The sequence below is a fragment of the Pseudomonas sp. B21_DOA genome (assembly GCA_030544685.1).
Lineage (GTDB): Bacteria > Pseudomonadota > Gammaproteobacteria > Pseudomonadales > Pseudomonadaceae > Aquipseudomonas > Aquipseudomonas fluorescens_AO.
The window spans coordinates 5,357,206-5,373,295 of record CP086683.1 but is presented as its reverse complement, the minus strand read 5'-3'; the positions used below and the strand labels follow the sequence as shown (position 1 = coordinate 5,373,295).

9 protein-coding genes, 1 tRNA gene and 4 pseudogenes are annotated in these 16,090 nt (G+C 59.3%); 7 read left to right on the top strand and 7 right to left on the bottom strand.

Annotated features, from left to right (window positions below; genetic code table 11):
- Nucleotides 1–9 precede the first annotated feature (9 nt).
- A pseudogene (locus LJU32_24875) lies at nt 10–239 on the bottom strand (hypothetical protein).
- A gap of 298 nt (nt 240–537) precedes the next feature.
- Here LJU32_24875 and LJU32_24870 point away from each other — a divergent pair.
- Nucleotides 538–614: transfer RNA gene (locus tag LJU32_24870), tRNA-Arg, on the top strand.
- Nucleotides 615–750: 136 nt separating this feature from the next.
- The gene (locus LJU32_24865) at nt 751–1,290 is read left to right on the top strand and encodes a hypothetical protein (GenBank protein WKV91192.1); all 540 of its coding nucleotides are present in this window, start codon (nt 751–753) and stop codon (nt 1,288–1,290) included.
- A gap of 6 nt (nt 1,291–1,296) precedes the next feature.
- On the opposite strand, the pseudogene LJU32_24860 reads toward LJU32_24865, so the two are convergent.
- Both LJU32_24860 and LJU32_24855 read right to left on the bottom strand, forming a co-directional pair.
- Nucleotides 1,297–5,434 (bottom strand): annotated as a pseudogene (locus tag LJU32_24860) (PAS domain-containing protein).
- A gap of 184 nt (nt 5,435–5,618) precedes the next feature.
- Nucleotides 5,619–6,974, bottom strand: a complete 1,356-nt coding sequence (locus LJU32_24855) for a lysozyme inhibitor LprI family protein (protein WKV88575.1) — start codon at nt 6,972–6,974, stop codon at nt 5,619–5,621.
- Nucleotides 6,975–7,112: 138 nt separating this feature from the next.
- Between LJU32_24855 and LJU32_24850 the strand changes: the two genes are divergently transcribed.
- The 4 genes and pseudogenes from LJU32_24850 (at nt 7,113) to LJU32_24835 (ending at nt 12,399) form a co-directional block, all read left to right on the top strand.
- Nucleotides 7,113–8,795, top strand: a complete 1,683-nt coding sequence (locus tag LJU32_24850) for a response regulator (GenBank protein ID WKV88574.1) — start codon at nt 7,113–7,115, stop codon at nt 8,793–8,795.
- Complete coding sequence (locus tag LJU32_24845; protein WKV88573.1) at nt 8,792–9,484, top strand: HAMP domain-containing histidine kinase; 693 nt, start codon at nt 8,792–8,794, stop codon at nt 9,482–9,484. Before LJU32_24850 ends, LJU32_24845 begins: the two co-directional genes overlap by 4 nt.
- Nucleotides 9,485–9,683: 199 nt before the next feature.
- A pseudogene (locus LJU32_24840) lies at nt 9,684–10,923 on the top strand (glutamine synthetase family protein).
- A gap of 69 nt (nt 10,924–10,992) precedes the next feature.
- A complete protein-coding gene (locus tag LJU32_24835; GenBank protein ID WKV88572.1) occupies nt 10,993–12,399 on the top strand; it encodes an MFS transporter in 1,407 nt (468 codons plus the stop codon).
- A 69-nt stretch (nt 12,400–12,468) separates the two neighbouring features.
- On the opposite strand, the gene LJU32_24830 is transcribed toward LJU32_24835, so the two are convergent.
- From LJU32_24830 to flgA, 4 genes and pseudogenes are all read right to left on the bottom strand, one after another.
- The gene (locus LJU32_24830) at nt 12,469–13,215 is read right to left on the bottom strand and encodes a flagellar brake protein (protein ID WKV88571.1); all 747 of its coding nucleotides are present in this window, start codon (nt 13,213–13,215) and stop codon (nt 12,469–12,471) included.
- Between the two features lie 89 nt (nt 13,216–13,304).
- Nucleotides 13,305–13,772 (bottom strand): flagellar protein FlgN, encoded by a 468-nt coding sequence (locus LJU32_24825; protein ID WKV88570.1) that lies wholly within the window; start codon nt 13,770–13,772, stop codon nt 13,305–13,307.
- Between the two features lie 48 nt (nt 13,773–13,820).
- Nucleotides 13,821–14,147, bottom strand: a complete 327-nt coding sequence (gene flgM, locus LJU32_24820) for a flagellar biosynthesis anti-sigma factor FlgM (protein ID WKV88569.1) — start codon at nt 14,145–14,147, stop codon at nt 13,821–13,823.
- A 162-nt stretch (nt 14,148–14,309) separates the two neighbouring features.
- A pseudogene (flgA, locus tag LJU32_24815) lies at nt 14,310–15,070 on the bottom strand (flagellar basal body P-ring formation protein FlgA).
- Between the two features lie 82 nt (nt 15,071–15,152).
- Between flgA and LJU32_24810 the strand changes: the two are divergent.
- Nucleotides 15,153–16,085, top strand: coding sequence for a chemotaxis protein CheV (locus LJU32_24810; GenBank protein WKV88568.1), 933 nt, complete (start codon nt 15,153–15,155; stop codon nt 16,083–16,085).
- Nucleotides 16,086–16,090: the final 5 nt, after the last annotated feature.

Sequence of the window (16,090 nt, the reverse complement as noted above, 5' to 3'; positions counted from 1 at the left end):
AGATATTTCAAAAACCAGACGTTCGGTGGTCGGCGCCGAGGCTTGCTCAGGCTCGCTGACCATTTGCGTAGAAGCGTCGCTGCGTTCACTCAAAACTGCCCACTGCGGCGCTTTCTGCACCTGCAGGTAATGCGGCACGCGCTGCGCTACTGGCTGCTCAGCGTCAGCCTTGGGAAAAAATGTGATCCGAGCAAGAAAGCCAGAGCCGCTGCGTTTGCAAGCAAGAGGGTGCTGTTCATGGCACGACGCTCCAAATTGTTCTTTTTGATAGAACAGGCATAGCAGTCGCCGTGCCAACAGTGTAACGGGTGATAAGTCCTTTAAAAACAAGGGTTTGGTAAGGTTTTTCGCGAAGCGCTGATTGCAATCTGCAATGACTGCATTTTCGCCCAGTGCAATTTGCCCGGTAAAAGTTCCCGCAATCTTGCGGGGCGCTTGCCTACACTTAAAAAGCCCTACGGACGACATGACAAAACAAGGGCTGGCCGTTAACATGCACGCCGTCTGTCGCGCCGCGTCCAGCGCGCCTCAATCAGTGTCTCAGTAGCTCAATTGGATAGAGCATCCCCCTCCTAAGGGGAAGGTTGCAGGTTCGAACCCCGCCTGGGACACCACCTCTTCAACACCGAAAAGCCCCGTCGCATCTATCCGTGCGACGGGGCTTTTTGCGTTGGTGTCAGCTGACGAGTTGTCCTGGCGATCCGCCGAATCTGTGCCTTAATTTCCGACTCGCGGGGGAGGAGAGCCATGGTGAGACGTCGGGGTGCCCAGTATTGGTTTTGGAGCAACAGCCGTTTAGCGCTGTACAGCCATGAAGAAGTCTTGAGCGACGGCTTGCAGATCGAAGTGCAGGCGCGGATCAACACACGCGGCGTGACACAGGTGTTTGTCGGGGTTTACCTGGAGGACGGGCGGGCGCTCAGTGAGGAGTTTCACGATCGTGAAACCGAGCAATCCTGCGAGGTGGCCTTGAAGTGGGGGACCCGGCGCGCGCGGGAGATCTTGCTCGACTACCAGGGGTTCGTTTCACCGCACCGGGTTCAGTGCGTCTTGAGTCCGGTGGTCACCGACCCATTGGCGCTGGCCCTGCGCCGGATGGACATGAGCGAAACCGAGCGGCTCAAGCTCAAGGCTGCCGACGCCTGGTCGGAATACCTGGAAGCCAAAGCCGTCGTGCTTGAGTTGATGCGCCGCACGCGCGTCGATCCTGGCCTCTGGGCCGAGAGCAAGGCGCGTTTGCAGCAGGCGATCGATCGTCGGGTCTGCGTGCAACGCGCTTATTTGTGCTGAGCGCCGTTACAGCAACTCTGAGCGGCGCAACGCCTCGATGGTTTCAATCAGGTCGTCGTACGCCACCGGTTTGCCCAGATGCTGATCGAACCCGGCTTCACGGGATTTCTGCATGTCGCTCTGAGTGCCATAACCGGTGAGGGCGATCGCCGGTACGTTTTTCACCAGCGGCAGCTTGCGTAGTGCAGCCATCAGTTCGTACCCGCTCATGACCGGCATGCCAAGGTCGGAAATGATCAGATCGAAGCGCGTGCCCTCGGCAGCTTTCAGCGCTCCCACGGGATGGTCGAACGCGGTCACTTCGGCATCTTCCATTTCGAGCAGCATTTTCAAGGTCTCCAGCACTTGCGGCGAGTCATCGACCAGCAGAATGCTCAAGCCCACCAGCTTGCCCGATTCCGGCTTCTGCCGGCGGCTGCTCGGAGGTTTCCACGGTTTCGGTGGCTAGCGGCAGGCATACGGTGAACGTACATCCGGCGCCCAGCCCTGGTGAGGCAACCCGTACGGTGCCGTGTTGCGCCTCGGTCAGTTGCCGTACCAGCGACAAGCCAATGCCGAGCCCTTCGCGTTGATGATTGGTGTGCTGTTTTTCCGCTTGGCCAAACAGGTCGAACACGTGTTCGAGGTTTTCCGCTGCGATGCCGACGCCGTTGTCCTTGACGTTGAGTTGAGCCATTTGCCCACTCTTGCTGGCAATCAATTCGATGCGTCCGGTCGGTGGGGTGAATTTCAGCGCGTTGTTCACCAGGTTCCAGATGATCTGCTCGACGCGGGTTGGATCGGCATGGATGAACAGCGACTCTTCGGGCAGTTGCAGGTCGATGTGCGTTGCATGCTGTTCATTCAGCACGACCGTGTGGATGTCACGCAGCACAGCGCTCAGGTCGACGCGGGCCAGTTGCAGCTTGAGCTTGCCGGTGCGTACGCGAGCCACGTCGAGCAAGTCGTCGATGATCCGCGCCTGGCTGTTGACCGCATCGCAGATGGTATTGACCGCTTTGGTCGCCGGGCCGGCAGTACGGATCATCGGCAGGCGACGCAGCAGTTCGGCGTTGAGCTGAATCAGATTCAAGGGATGCTTGAGTTCGTGGGACATGACCGCAAAGAATTCGTCGCGCAACGACACCGTGTTGCGTGTCTGGGCCAGTTCCTGGTTTTGCTCGTCCTGCGCGCGTTTATGCCCGGTCAGATCGCGAGCGATTTTCACATAACCCTGCAGGTGATCGCCGCTGAGCAACGTGACTTCGCCGCTGCAGAAAAACCGGCTGCCATCCTTGCGTATGTGCCAGCGCTCGTCCTGAGCGCGTCCGTGCTGACGAGCCGTCGCCAGTTCGTTTTCGGCCATACCGGCGTTGCGGTCTTCACCGGTAAAAATGAAATCGTAAAACTGCCCCTCGGCCTCGCTCTTGGTGTGGCCGAAGATCAGCTCGGCACCCTTGTTCCAACTGGTGATCACGCCCATCTCGTCGAGAATGATGATTGCGTAATCGCGGGTGCTTTCGGCGACCAGGCGCATGCGCTCTTCGCCCAGGCGCAGCTCTTCCTCGGCTTCGCGGCGCTTGCTGATGTCGATGAAGGTCAGCACCGTGCCGTCGATATGGTCTTCGCTGGAGCGATAAGGCAATAGCCGGGCGATGTACCAGCGATTATCGGTGCTGTTAACCTCGCGTTCGATCATGTTCAGCGATTCAAATACCTGCGCAGCGTCCTCGGCCATGTCCGGGTAATTCAAGCGATGGGTGATATCCAGCAGCGAACGGCCGGTGTCTACCGGCAGCATGCTGAAGATGTCGGTGGCGCGCGGCGTGAACCATTTGATGCGCATGCTGCGATCGACGAACACCGTAGCAATGTCAGTTGAAGCGATCAGATTGGTCAGATAATCGTTGATCTTGTCGGTTTCCTCGACTTTGGTCTTCAGCTCGTAATTGACCGTCAACAGCTCTTCATTGATCGACTGCAACTCTTCCTTGCTGGTCTCGAGCTCTTCGGTGGCCGAGCGCAATTCTTCGTTGATCGCCTGCATCTCCTCGTTTGAAGCCTTGAGCTCTTCGCTGGAGATTTCCGACTGTTCGATGGTGTCCTGCAAATGCAATTTGGTGCGTTGCAGCTCACGTTCCAGGTTCGAGAGCACTTGGCTTTCAGTCTGCAGCACCGTGGTCAGCGCCTGCTCGTGCGCGTCAATCTCCGTTTCATCGAAGGTCACCAGCACGCACTCGCTGTCGAAGTCGTCGTCCTTGTACGGCTGCGCAATCAGCGTGATGCGGTACTGGCGCTCCTCGCGCTTGAGCAGCACTTCACGCGAGCAAACAGTGAGGTTGCTTTGCTGCACCTGGAACAGTGTCGTGCGAATTTCCAGGCGCAGTTCCGGCAGGATCAGCGTCAGCAAGTTGCGTGACAGCTCGCCGCCGACATGCCGCAGGAAACGCCCGGCGGCTTCGCTCATGTGAAGAATATCGGCATTGGTGTCGACGATGATGCTCGGCGGGGCGAAGCGTTCTATGGCGCGGCGGTGGATATCGGCAAACGACAGCTTGACGGGCTCGATGGCTTTCGATGGCGGTCGGGAAACGCTGGTGCGCATGTAACCGCCACGTGGCATGGTCGGGGTGCGGCGGCTGTTCGGGGTACCGGTCTTGGCGCGGAAGATGCGGTTGCGCTTGTCCACTGGCGCGAACAATTCATGGCAGGCATCGGCGCTTTCAGAGGTGCCGAGAAACAGGAAACCGCCCGGTCGCAGGGCAAAGTGGAACATCTGCAGGATTTCCCGCTGCACCTCGCGATCCAGGTAAATCAGCAGATTGCGGCAAACGATCAGGTCGATCTGCGAGAACGGCGGGTCGGACAACAGGCTGTGCTTGGCGAACAGAACTTTCTCGCGGATTTCCTTGCGAATCCGGTAATGCTCATTGTCCTTGACGAAATAATGTCGCAAGCGGGTTGGCGGTACGTCGGTAACGATGGCTTGCGGGTAGGTGCCGGCGCGGCCGGTGGTGATCGCACGTTCGTCGATATCGGTGGCGAACACTTGCAGATTGGCCTTGCTGCTTTGTACCTGCATCTGATCGTCGAGCAGGATCGCCAGGCTGTAGGCTTCCTCGCCGGTCGAGCAACCGGCAGACCAGATGCGCAGTTCTTCTTTTTCCGACGAGTCGGCAACCGATTGCACCAGTTGCGGCAGCACATCGCGCTCAAGGGCTTCGAAGGCTTCGCGGTCACGGAAGAAGTTGGTCACGCCGATCAGCATGTCGCCGAGCAAGGCCTTGGCTTCTTCCGGGGTATTTTGCAGGTAGTTGTAGTAAGCGCTGAGGTCAGACTGGCTGTTGACCTGCATGCGCCGCTCGATGCGGCGCAGCACGGTGGCGCGCTTGTAGTGTTTGAAATCGTGACCGGTGCTGCTGCGCAGGTACAACAGGATTTCATGCAGGCGTTGTTCGGCGATCGACGCCTCGTGTTCGTTTGCAGGCTTCAAGGCTTTCAAGTCGGGATCATTGGCGCTGGGTAATTTGATGTTCTGGGAGTTGCGCCAGAGCTCCATCAGTTTCTGCGGCATCTCGACCACTGGCAGCACCAGATCGACCATGCGCGTCTCGATGGCGGCGCGCGGCATGCTGTCGAACTCGGCGTCTTCCGGCACTTGCACCAGCGTCACGCCGCCCTGTTCCTTGATTCGCGACAAACCCACCGCACCATCGGAACCGGTGCCTGACAGCACCACGCAGAACGCCCGCTCACGGTGCACATCGGCCAGATCGCGAAAGAACAGGTCGATGGCCGTGTGGCGCGCCTGCGGCGAACCGGCCGTGCTGACCCGCAGATAGCCGTCGTTCATCGACAGCGAATGCGCTGGCGAGATCACGTACACACAGTTCTTTTCGATCGGCACCGGCTGCGTCACTTGCAGCACCGGCATGCGCGTCGATTCCTGAATGATCTGGTCGGCGATGCTTTGGTGATCGGGCGACAGATGCAGAATGATCACGAACGCCATGCCACTGTCCTTCGGCATATGCTCGAAAAACAGCTTGATCGCTTGCAGGCCGCCCGCCGAGGCGCCGATGCCTACCACCGGGAAATTCAGGTGGCTGGGGGTCACATCCTTGCGCTCGGGCGCAGAGGGCGAGGCAGGGGTTTTCGAGGTCATCACTTCGGCCTTTTTTGTGGCGGTACAAGCGTATCGCGGACGTCCGGGGGCGCAGGTAATTGAGCAGAATAAACCTCATTTGCGGATCTGCCTGCATTTTTGAAGGACAAATGTGCTGTCTGTGTCTTTGACCTCCGGCGATTGGCAACCGTGCCGATTATTTTGCCGGTGTGATGATCGGTGGTCAGTCGTCGTTGATTTCGACTTTGCCAAGGCTCCCGCTGACCTCGGTAACATGCCGGCGGCCGTAGACTTCGTAGCTAGTCCCGCTGGCCTCGACGCCCGGCTTGCGCACGGCCAGTTGGGCGAATAACCCAGCCTTTTCGCTGTAGCTGCCGAACCAGTTGACCAGCGCCCCGATGTAGCATTCGCCGCCAATCATCACCGGCAGGTCGGTGATCTTTTCGATGGCATAGTGCGTTGGGCCGTAGCTGTAGTAATCGTCGTCTCCGGTACCCGTGGGAGGAATTGGGCAAAGGGGCGAGTTATTGGTTGAGTCGGGGGCGGCTTTCATCGCTTGAGTGATGGCGTGGTCGAGTGCCGCGTGCAAATTCGCTTCGAGCTCATACGTGCTGGTGTCGTCTTCTTTATGTTGCGTGGTTGGCACTTGCAGGGAGTAAGCGTAACGCACGGACACCGTCGGTACCTGACGGTTGATCTTCAGCGGATTGAGCAGGTACAGATTATCGACACCATAGGCGCCGTTTCGGTAAGCGGCATAAATTCTGTCGTGAAGCCTGATCCAGCTGACTGCCTGATTGGCGCCACGGTCGTTGGTGTAGAACAGCGAACTTTCCGGCTCGACCGATCTTTTGACAAACCGCTCGCCCGTTCGGTGCCAGGTTTCCACGTAGGTGAACAGGCCAGTGCCGCCTGCGTATGTGTCGACGATAAGGTCGCGTTGGCCATCATCGTCCAGATCCAGCAGTGCGTAGGAAGTCCGTCCGGTCTCGGCGGCGCCTTCAATGCGTGAGGCGTTCAATGCTTTCCATTCGTCCTCGCTCACGCCTTTGGGGCGCGACTTGGGGAAAGTGGTTTGCTCGCCGTAACTGTCGTCGACTGGATCGCCTGCGAACGATGTCTCGGATGAATCGACAGCCCACGCGGCCAAGGCACGTTCCAGCGCAAATTCCGGGTGATTTTTGCTCTCGGCGCGAATGCGTTCCTGCAGATCGTTCATCGCCTGAAGATCCACGGCGTCCGGCTGCCACATTGCGGCTTGCGTCCATTGTGCCTGCAACGCTTGCAGGCGCTGGCGGTAGCTGCCATCCAGGCAAGCGACATCGTCTGCGCAGGTGTTGCGGCTTTTCAGCCAGGCGCGCTGGGTGCGCTTGAGTTCAGGTTGCGCCGCTGCGGCAGCTGTCATCAGTTGGCGATAAAGCGTGCCCATCTGGGCGTCCAGCTCATACAGCGTTTTGTTCGCACAAATCGTGTTTTCCACGTCGTTCGCCGCTTTGGTGCAGTCCATTGCCGCCGCACTCATTGGCTGGATAAACAGCAGCAAAAAGGCCGACAGGATGTAGCTTCCCTTGATGTACACGATTCAGTCCTTATGGAAATCCTTGAGCAGGCGCGCAGAGTAATACTCGAAGCAACATTCTTGAAGCACCACCCTCAGGCCCCGGCACTTTTGGCCGATAACCCGAACGGTGAGTTCAGACTCCAGCGAAATCGCTTGATGGCGCGTGGCCTCCAGCTATCATCTGCGCGCCTGAAATCGCCTCGGTTCGTTTTCTTCAATTGCCTGGAAATCCTCGATGTCGTCGTATCACCAAAAAGCTTTCTGATCGTCGATGATTTTTCCGATTTCCGCAGTTCCGTGCGTTCGATGTTGCGTGAGCTCGGCGTCAAGGATGTCGATACTGCCGACACTGGCGAGCAGGCGCTGAAGATGTGCTCGCAGAAGTCCTATGATTTCATTCTTCAGGACTTCCACCTCGGCGACGGCAAGAAGAACGGCCAGCAGGTGCTCGAAGACCTGATGTCGGAAAAGCTCATCAGCCACGAAGCCGTTTTCGTCATGGTCACCGCCGAAACCAGTCAGGCGATGGTGCTCAGTGCGCTGGAGCATGAGCCGGATGCGTACCTGACCAAGCCGTTCAACCGTTCCGGACTGGCCCAGCGCCTTGAGCGTCTGGAACAACGCAAGACGTTGCTCAAACCGATTCTGCAAGCCCTTGATCGCGGTAAGCCGGTCGAGGTGCTCAATGCCTGTATTGCCCTGTGCAAACAGGACATCCGCTATTCGCCGCTGTGCCTGCGTTACCGCGCCGACGCCCTGCGCGACATGAACCAGAACGAAGCGCTGGAGCGACTCTACGACGGCATCATTGCCGACCGCCCATTGCCATGGGCCTTCGCTGGATTGGGCAAGTTGCTGTTCAAACGCGGGCAGGTCTCGCAGGCCAAAGAAGTTTATGAAAAAGCCCTGAAAGTCTTCCCGATGATGCCGGCGCTGTATGACGGCGTGGCTGATGTGCTGGTGGCCGAAGGCGACAGCAAAGGCGCGCAACGGGTGCTGGAAGAAGCGATTCGTCTGTCGCCGCTGGCAGTGCGTCGTCAGGCCTTGCTCGGCAAACTGGCGATGGCCAACGAAGATTTCGAAACCGCCTCGCGTGCTTATCGCCAAGCGGTGGCACAGGGCGCGCAGTCGCGTTTCAAGGACCCGGAGAGCAACCTCGGCCTGGCGCACGCGCTGATCAGCAAGGGCAGCGATCGCGGTCTCGACACGCGCACGCGGCTGGAGATCAACACCACACTCAGCGCCGTAGCCAAAGAGAACCCGAGCGATCCAGGCCTGCAGATTCGCGCGCGGTTGATGAAAGCCACCAGCCTGTTGCTCAACGACGCCGAAACCGCTGACAAGCTTACTGAACAGGCGCTGATGCGCCTCGATGGCATGGAACAATTCATGAGCCCCGAGGCGGCGCTGTTGGTGGCCAAGCAGTTGCAAATGCTCGGTCAGGCCGAGGCGGGCACTTCGATGCTCAAGAGCTGCGCGGAGATCTACGGTGATGATCCGGCGGTGATGAAAGACATTGCCAAGCTCACTGACGATCCGACCATTCTCAGCTCGAGCAACGCTGCGGCCGATCTCAACCGTCAGGGCGTGCGTGTGTACAAGACCGGCAATCTGGTCGAGGCCCGCGAGGTGTTCCGCAAGGCGCTCAAGCTGCAACCGAAAAACATCAGTATTGCGCTGAACCTGGCCCAGTCGCTGTTGCATGGCACCGACACCAGTGTGCCGTCGGCGGAGCTGGAAGAATGTCGGGCCTGCCTGAAACTGGTGGGCCTGATGCCCGACACCGACGCGCGGTTTGCGCGTTATCAGAAGCTGAAAAGCAAGGCGTTTGGCGAATGAACCCAATTGATCCGGCGCTGGATTTTTCCACGGTGATTGCCTCCACCGTTCACGACATGAAGAACTCCCTAGCCATGCTGATGCAGGCGCACAGCCAGTGGCTGGCGCGTTTGCCGAAAGAGTTGCGCGAAGGCTCGGAGCAGGGCGTGATCGACTTCGAGTTCGCCCACCTCAACGGCATGCTGGTGCAGTTGCTCGGGCTGTACAAACTCGGCGTCAATCAGTTGCCGCTGCAGCCGGCGTATCACGAACTCGACGATTTCATCGAGGCGCAACTGGCCGCGCATCAGGAAGTGTTTGCCAGTCGCGGCATCATCGCCACTTATGAGGTCGATCCGTTGAGCCCGCTGGGTTTCTTCGATCGCGAGCTGATCGCTTCGGTGCTCGGTAACTGCATCAATAACGCGATCCGTTACGCCCGCGAGTCGCTGCTGATCACCGTCAGCGACGAAGCCGGGCAACTGGTGCTGAGCATCAATGACGATGGCGACGGCTATCCGGCGCAGATGCTTGAGCGTCAGGCCGATTATGTCCAGGGCATCAATCACAGCAGCGGCAGCACTGGGCTGGGACTGTATTTCGCCAATCGCATCGCCGCGCTGCACCAGCGCAACGGTGTGGAAGGGCGCACCGAAATCAGCAACGGCGGGCCGTTGGGTGGTGGGGTGTTCAGCCTCTATCTGCCATGACAGGCTTTTTGTTTGACGCTGCTTGATATTCCGAACAGCCGCAGCCTATTTTGTCCGGGTCGCCGTTCGCGGCTCGCACAACAACAAGGATTGCGTCATGACAACCGATGGCCAGGGTTCACTCGCGCAGCGATTGACCGGCATTGATGAGATTGAATGTGTCACCCCGGATCTGAACGGGGTGCCACGGGGCAAGGTGATGACCGCCGAGGGGTTCCTCGAGGGGCGGCGTTTGCAGTTGGCGCGGGGTGTGCTGCTGCAATGCATCATGGGCGGCTACCCGCCGGCGCGGTTTTACGGCAGTGACGACGGCGATCTGGCGCTGGTCGCCGATCCTGCGCAGATTCATCGTTTGCCGTGGAGCGACGAGCCGCGCGCCATGGCGATTTGCGACGCCGACGAACTGAGCGGGAGAGCTCAAGTCTCTCGACCCGTGGCCAGCTCAAAGCGGTCATCGCCCGTTATGCCGCGCACGGTCTGGCGCCGGTGGTGGCGACCGAACTGGAATTTTTGTCTTCGCACCCAATACCGATCCGACTCAGCCGTTCCGTCCGCCGGTAGGCCTCGACGGTCGCCGCGAGGATGGCCAGTCAGCGTTCAGCGTCAGTTCCAACAACGGTCTGCGGCCGTTCTTCAGCGAAGTGTATAAATGCATGGCCGCCCTTGGCCTGCCGCGTGACACCTTCATGCATGAAATGGGCGTCAGTCAGTTCGAGATCAATCTGCTGCACGGCGATCCGCTGCTGCTGGCCGATCAGACGTTCCTGTTCAAGCACCTGCTCAAGGAAGTCGCGCTCAAGCATGGCCTGAGCGTGGTGTGCATGGCCAAACCGCTGGCGCACACACCGGGCAGTTCGATGCATATTCACCAGAGCATCGTTGAGATCGGCAGCGGCAAGAATGTCTTTACCGACTCGAACGGTGAGTCGACAGCGATGTTCCGCCACTTCATCGGCGGGCAGCAGGCAGGGTTGGCCGACTTCACCGCGCTGTTCGCGCCCAATGTGAATTCCTATCAGCGCCTGTGTCATCCGTACGCGTCGCCGAACAACGCCTGTTGGTCCCATGACAATCGCGCCGCCGGCTTGCGTATTCCCGCCAGCTCGCCGGTCGCCCGTCGGGTCGAAAACCGTTTGCCGGGCGCCGATGCCAATCCGTATCTGGCCATCGCCGCCAGTCTGGCTGCGGGTTTGCATGGCATCGAGCAGGAACTGGAGCCGAGCGCGGCAATCCAGGGTGAGTTCGCCGTGCCGGATAATCTGGCCTTGCCGTGTACCTTGCACGCCGCGCTGGAGCGTCTGAAACGTAGCCAGTTGGCGAGGGAACTGTTCGGGTCGGAGTTCATCGAAGGCTACATCGCTTCGAAGACCATGGAGTTGACCAGCTTCTTTGATGAAATCACTCCCTGGGAGCGCCGTGTGCTGGCCGCCCAGGCCTGACGTATCGCTGCTGCCGGGCAGTCGTTCTGACCGCCCGGTATTTACTGCAAGGAGCCGCTCGGAACGCCGATGCGCCAAATCTGGAAATCCTTTCGAGCACTGTATTTCGCCTCGCTGATGATGTTGATCGGCTCTGGCCTTCTTTCTACTTATCTGGCTTTGCGTCTGGCCGCCGACAATGTCGACGGTCTGTGGGTCGGTGCGCTGATGGCGGCCAACTATTTCGGTCTGGTGCTGGGCGGCAAGATCGGCCATCGCCTGATTGCCCGGGTCGGGCATATCCGTGCCTACTCGGCGTGTGCCGGGATCGTCGGCGCGGCGGTGCTCGGCCATGGGCTGGTGGACTGGCTGCCGGCGTGGCTGGTGCTGCGGACAATCGTTGGTCTGGGCATGATGTGTCAGTACATGGTGATCGAGAGCTGGCTCAACGAGCAGGCCGATGCCAATCAACGCGGCCTGGTGTTCAGCGGCTACATGATCGCCTCGTATCTGGGCCTGGTGCTGGGCCAGCTGATTCTGGTCATGCACCCCGGCCTCGGCCTGGAACTGCTGATGCTGGTCGCGCTGTGCTTTGCCCTGTGTCTGGTGCCGGTGACGCTGACCCAACGGATTCACCCGGCGCCCCTGCACCCGGCGCCGATGGAGCCGCGCTTCTTTATCAAACGGGTGCCGCAATCGCTGAGCACGGTGCTCGGCGCCGGTCTGATCATTGGTTCGTTTTATGGTCTGGCACCGCTGTACGCCTCGCAGCAAGGGCTGTCGACCGAGCAGGTCGGTCTGTTCATGGGTAGCTGCATTTTTGCCGGTCTGCTGGTGCAGTGGCCGTTGGGCTGGTTGTCCGACCGTTATGACCGCGCGCTGCTGATTCGCTGCTTTGCCGGGTTTCTCGCGGTGGCGGCGTTGCCGTTGGCGATCATGCCGCAGGTGCCGCTGGAGGTGCTGTTCGTCGTCGGTTTCTTCTGTTCGCTGGTGCAGTTCTGCCTGTATCCGCTGGCGGTGGCGTTTTCCAACGACCACGTCGAAGGCGATCGCCGGGTGTCGCTGACCGCCATGTTGCTGGTGACTTATGGCGTCGGCGCGAGCATCGGGCCGCTGCTGGCGGGCGTGCTGATGAAGTTTCTCGGCAGTCAGAGCCTGTATGCGTTCTTCAGTTTCTTCGCGCTGGTGCTGGTCTGGCGGATTCGTCCGAAAGCGGTCACCAACCTGCACCAGGTCGACGACGCACCGCTGCATCACGTGGCAATGCCGGACAGCATGTCGAGCTCGCCGCTGGTGGCGGCGCTTGACCCGCGTGTCGATGAGCAGGTGGTGCAGGAGCAGATGGTCCAGGACCCGGCGCCGGTCACTCCTGAGCCTGAGCCTGAGCCTGAGCCTGAGCCTGAGCCCGAAGCGCAGCCGGAAGCAGTCGTTGAAACCGAACTGGACAGCGGCAATGAAGACAAGCCTGCGCCGGATATCAGCGGTGGCAGGCCCTGAATCGAAGGTAAACACCGGCGCATAAAAAGGGCAGCCCTGTGCGGGACTGCCCTTTTTGATCGCTGCGACTCAGAGATCGTCTTTGTCGAAACGCCGTGCTTCACGTTGCAACTGGTAAACAAAACGCTCGACGTTGCGCGCAGCCTGGCCACTGATGTTGTGGAAGCGCAGACCGGCGAAGGTGATGTTGAGTTTTTCTTCGAAGTGCAGGTAGCGCAGCTCGACCGACGTTGGCTGATTGCCGAACAGCGGCGGGGCGATCAGACGATCGTAGACCTGGCCCAGTTGCAGGCGATCAGTGATGTCGCCTTCGAAGCGGAACTTGCAACCGGTCGCGGAAATATCCAGCAGCTTGCCGTGGATAGGCGCCTTGAGCTTTTCGCCGCCCAGTTCAACGCTGACCAGATCGGTGAGCTTCAACGCAGCGCGGAAGGCGTTACGGCGCTGGTGATAGACCACTTCGCTCGGCAGGTCGCCGGTGTAGAAACGGTCGCCGTCGGATTCTTCGATGTTCAGCGTGCCGTTGCATTCCCAGGCGATGCGCACGCCGTCATGAAAGCCTTCGACCTTGAACGGTTCGCCAGCCTGGAGGAAGCGCTCGCCATCGCGCGGGATCATTTCGTCCAGCGCAATCGTTGCGGTTTCGCGGTCGACCTTGATCAGGTAACTCTGAAAGCGCTGGCTGCGTTCATGGAAGGTGATGATCAGCGGATCGTGGCTGTCTTGCAGCTGGCGCAGGTTGCTGGAGATTTCCAGTGGCGTGGTGAGCACCTTCGGAGGCTGCGGAGCATCATCCGCGCTTAGGGTGTTGGACACGGTTCTTCAATCTCCAGACAAAATAAGACGACTGGCCAGTATTTTGCCAGCATGTTGCGCAAGTGGATAGTGCAGGGCCAGCGAATGGCTCATGCCTGGCTGAGCGTTCGCGGCTTGACCGGTTTGGCAAAGGTCCCGCTGGCGTCGTACAGCGCTGGCGGCTCACCGCCGGTGAGGATCTTCAGCTGGTTGGCCGTAGTCGCCTGCTGGATCTGGATCGACTGGCCGTTCTTGATGTTGGCCGCCTGGCATTGGGCGATCAGCGCGGTCAGGGCATCGCCCTGGGTCAGCAACTGGTCGCCAATGCTCGACTGGCTGGCCAGTTGCTCAAGACCTGTGCGGTCGGTCGGCAGGTTGAGGCTGGCGAGGATTTCGCTGCGCTTGCGGCCATGCTGCTCGAGCAGAATGATCAACGCTTGCTTGGTCGCCAGAATTTCTTCCAGCAACGGCATGTCGCGACCATGCAAAGCGAGGGATTCGGTTTGCAATAACTCCAGCAATTGTTGCGCTGGAGCAAAGTCGTCATTGATCAGTTGCAATAAGTTAGTGTCGTGCATGGCTGGCCTTGGGGTTTAAGCGTCCAAAAGCCTGGCGCCGGCAAAAGCCTAGCGCTGGGCTTCGAAGTTGAGCAGTTTGCTGGCTACACGGTTGCTGTCGACTTTATAGCTGCCATCGGCAATCGCGGCTTTCAACTCGGCCACACGGGCTTTGTCGACAGCAGGCTGATCGCGCAGCTTGTCAGTGACCTTCTGCAACTGTTGAGCCTCATTGCTGAGGTGTACCGATTCCCCGCTTTTGGCGGCACTGGGCGGTTCGGCCTGGGTATTCAGCGGCGCGGAGGGGCTGTTTTCAGCGCTTTCCCTGGCGTTGCTGGTACGTGTATTGCCGGTAAGTGACGAGGAACTGTTCAATCGGTTGAAATCGATAACCATGATAAAAAACCTCTGGGAATTTGGACGCTTGCCATGTTTTCGGCTATCCCCTGAAAAACTTTAGGCCCAATCAACCATAAGCTTGCATGCGCCGTTGCGAGACCTGCTGCGGCACAGTTTAGGGAAGCGACGGGATCGGCGCCAGTTTTCTCCGCGAGGCTTTTACATGGCCACTTCGACCTGTCCCGGCGCAATCACCTGCGCCTTGATAACTCTTTGAGAATTAAGGTTTTTTACGCGAATCTGTTCTTTCATGCCGCCATTGGAGAGTGCTTCCCCGGCATGCGTACGGCGAGGGTGCCGCTGCGCGCTGTGATCACCACCTGGTCACCCTTGCGCACGACTTCGGCCTGCTCCAGATGCACCTGCGTGATGACCTGATCGGCTACCGTTGGTCGGGTTAATTTCTGCCCGATCGCTTCGTCGACGGAGGTAAGGAAACCCTGATTGATCGTGCTGACATCGCGCTCGCGCAACGTCACGTCCTGCGGCTCGATGATACCGGCGCGTTTCAGCGGACGAGTGGTGGTCACGATCTCGCGAAACAGGCGGACTTGAGCGGGTACGAACACCGTCCAGGGCGAACTGCCTTCGCAGCGAACCTTCACCGTGACGCGCCCCAGCGGGCGTGCCGGGCTCTCCAGCGTGGCTGTCAATTCCTTGTCGCACATCGGCATGCGCATGCGCGGGTCGAGCTGGTTGACTTCGATTTCGTAGCGGCCTTCGGTTTGACTGGAAGCCAAATAGTCTTCTACGGTGAATTCAAGAAAGCCCTGAGTCACGCCGATAAGCATATCAGGCAAGGTAACCGCATCTGCATGGGCAGGACTGCCAGCAAGCAAGCAGCAAACGGCGGACACCGCGCAAAGCCCTTTGCGAAGGGTAGATGTCAGGCGTCGGGAAAATGTCGTTTGAGCGTTCATACGAGTTAAAAAGCAAGCGCCGTGCCGTTTAGCAATGAATGTGCGTCGCAACAACACTTGGCGTTGATGTAGGAGTCTGGGCATGGCTGGTGTAATGGATTCGGTGAACCAGCGCACGCAACTGGTAGGGCAGAATCGCCTCGAGCTGCTGTTGTTCCGTCTCGACGGGCCGCAGCTCTATGGGATCAACGTGTTCAAGGTACGGGAAGTGTTGCAATGCCCGTCCCTGACGTTGATGCCCAAATCCAGTCCTGTCGTGTGCGGGGTAGCGAATATACGGGGAGCGACCATTCCGATCCTGGATCTGGCAATGGCAACGGGCTCCGGTGCGTTGAAAGACAAGAACAGCCCGTTCGTGATCATCACGGAGTACAACACCAAGACCCAGGGTTTCCTGGTCCGCTCGGTGGAGCGCATCGTCAACATGAACTGGGAAGAGATCCATCCGCCGCCCAAGGGAACCGGCCGCGATCACTACCTGACCGCTGTGACTCGGGTCGACAACCAGCTGGTCGAAATCATCGATGTCGAGAAGGTGCTGGCCGAAGTGGCGCCGACGCCGGAAGCGATTTCGGTGGGCGTGGTCGATGTCGAGACGCAGACCAAGGCATTGTCGCTGCGGGTGCTGACGGTCGATGACTCGTCGGTGGCGCGCAAGCAGGTCACGCGTTGTCTGCAGACCATCGGTGTCGAAGTGGTGGCGCTGAACGACGGCAAGCAGGCGCTGGATTACCTGCGCAAGCTGGTCGACGAGGGCAAGAAGCCGGAAGAAGAGTTCCTGATGATGATTTCCGACATCGAGATGCCGGAGATGGACGGGTACACCCTGACGGCGGAAATCCGCGGCGACGCACGCATGCAAAAGCTCCATATCATCCTGCATACTTCGTTGTCGGGGGTATTCAATCAGGCGATGGTGAAGAAAGTCGGTGCTGATGACTTTTTGGCCAAATTCCGTCCTGATGACCTCGCATCCCGGGTAGTCGACCGGATCAAAGCAGCAGATATCAGCTAGGGGCG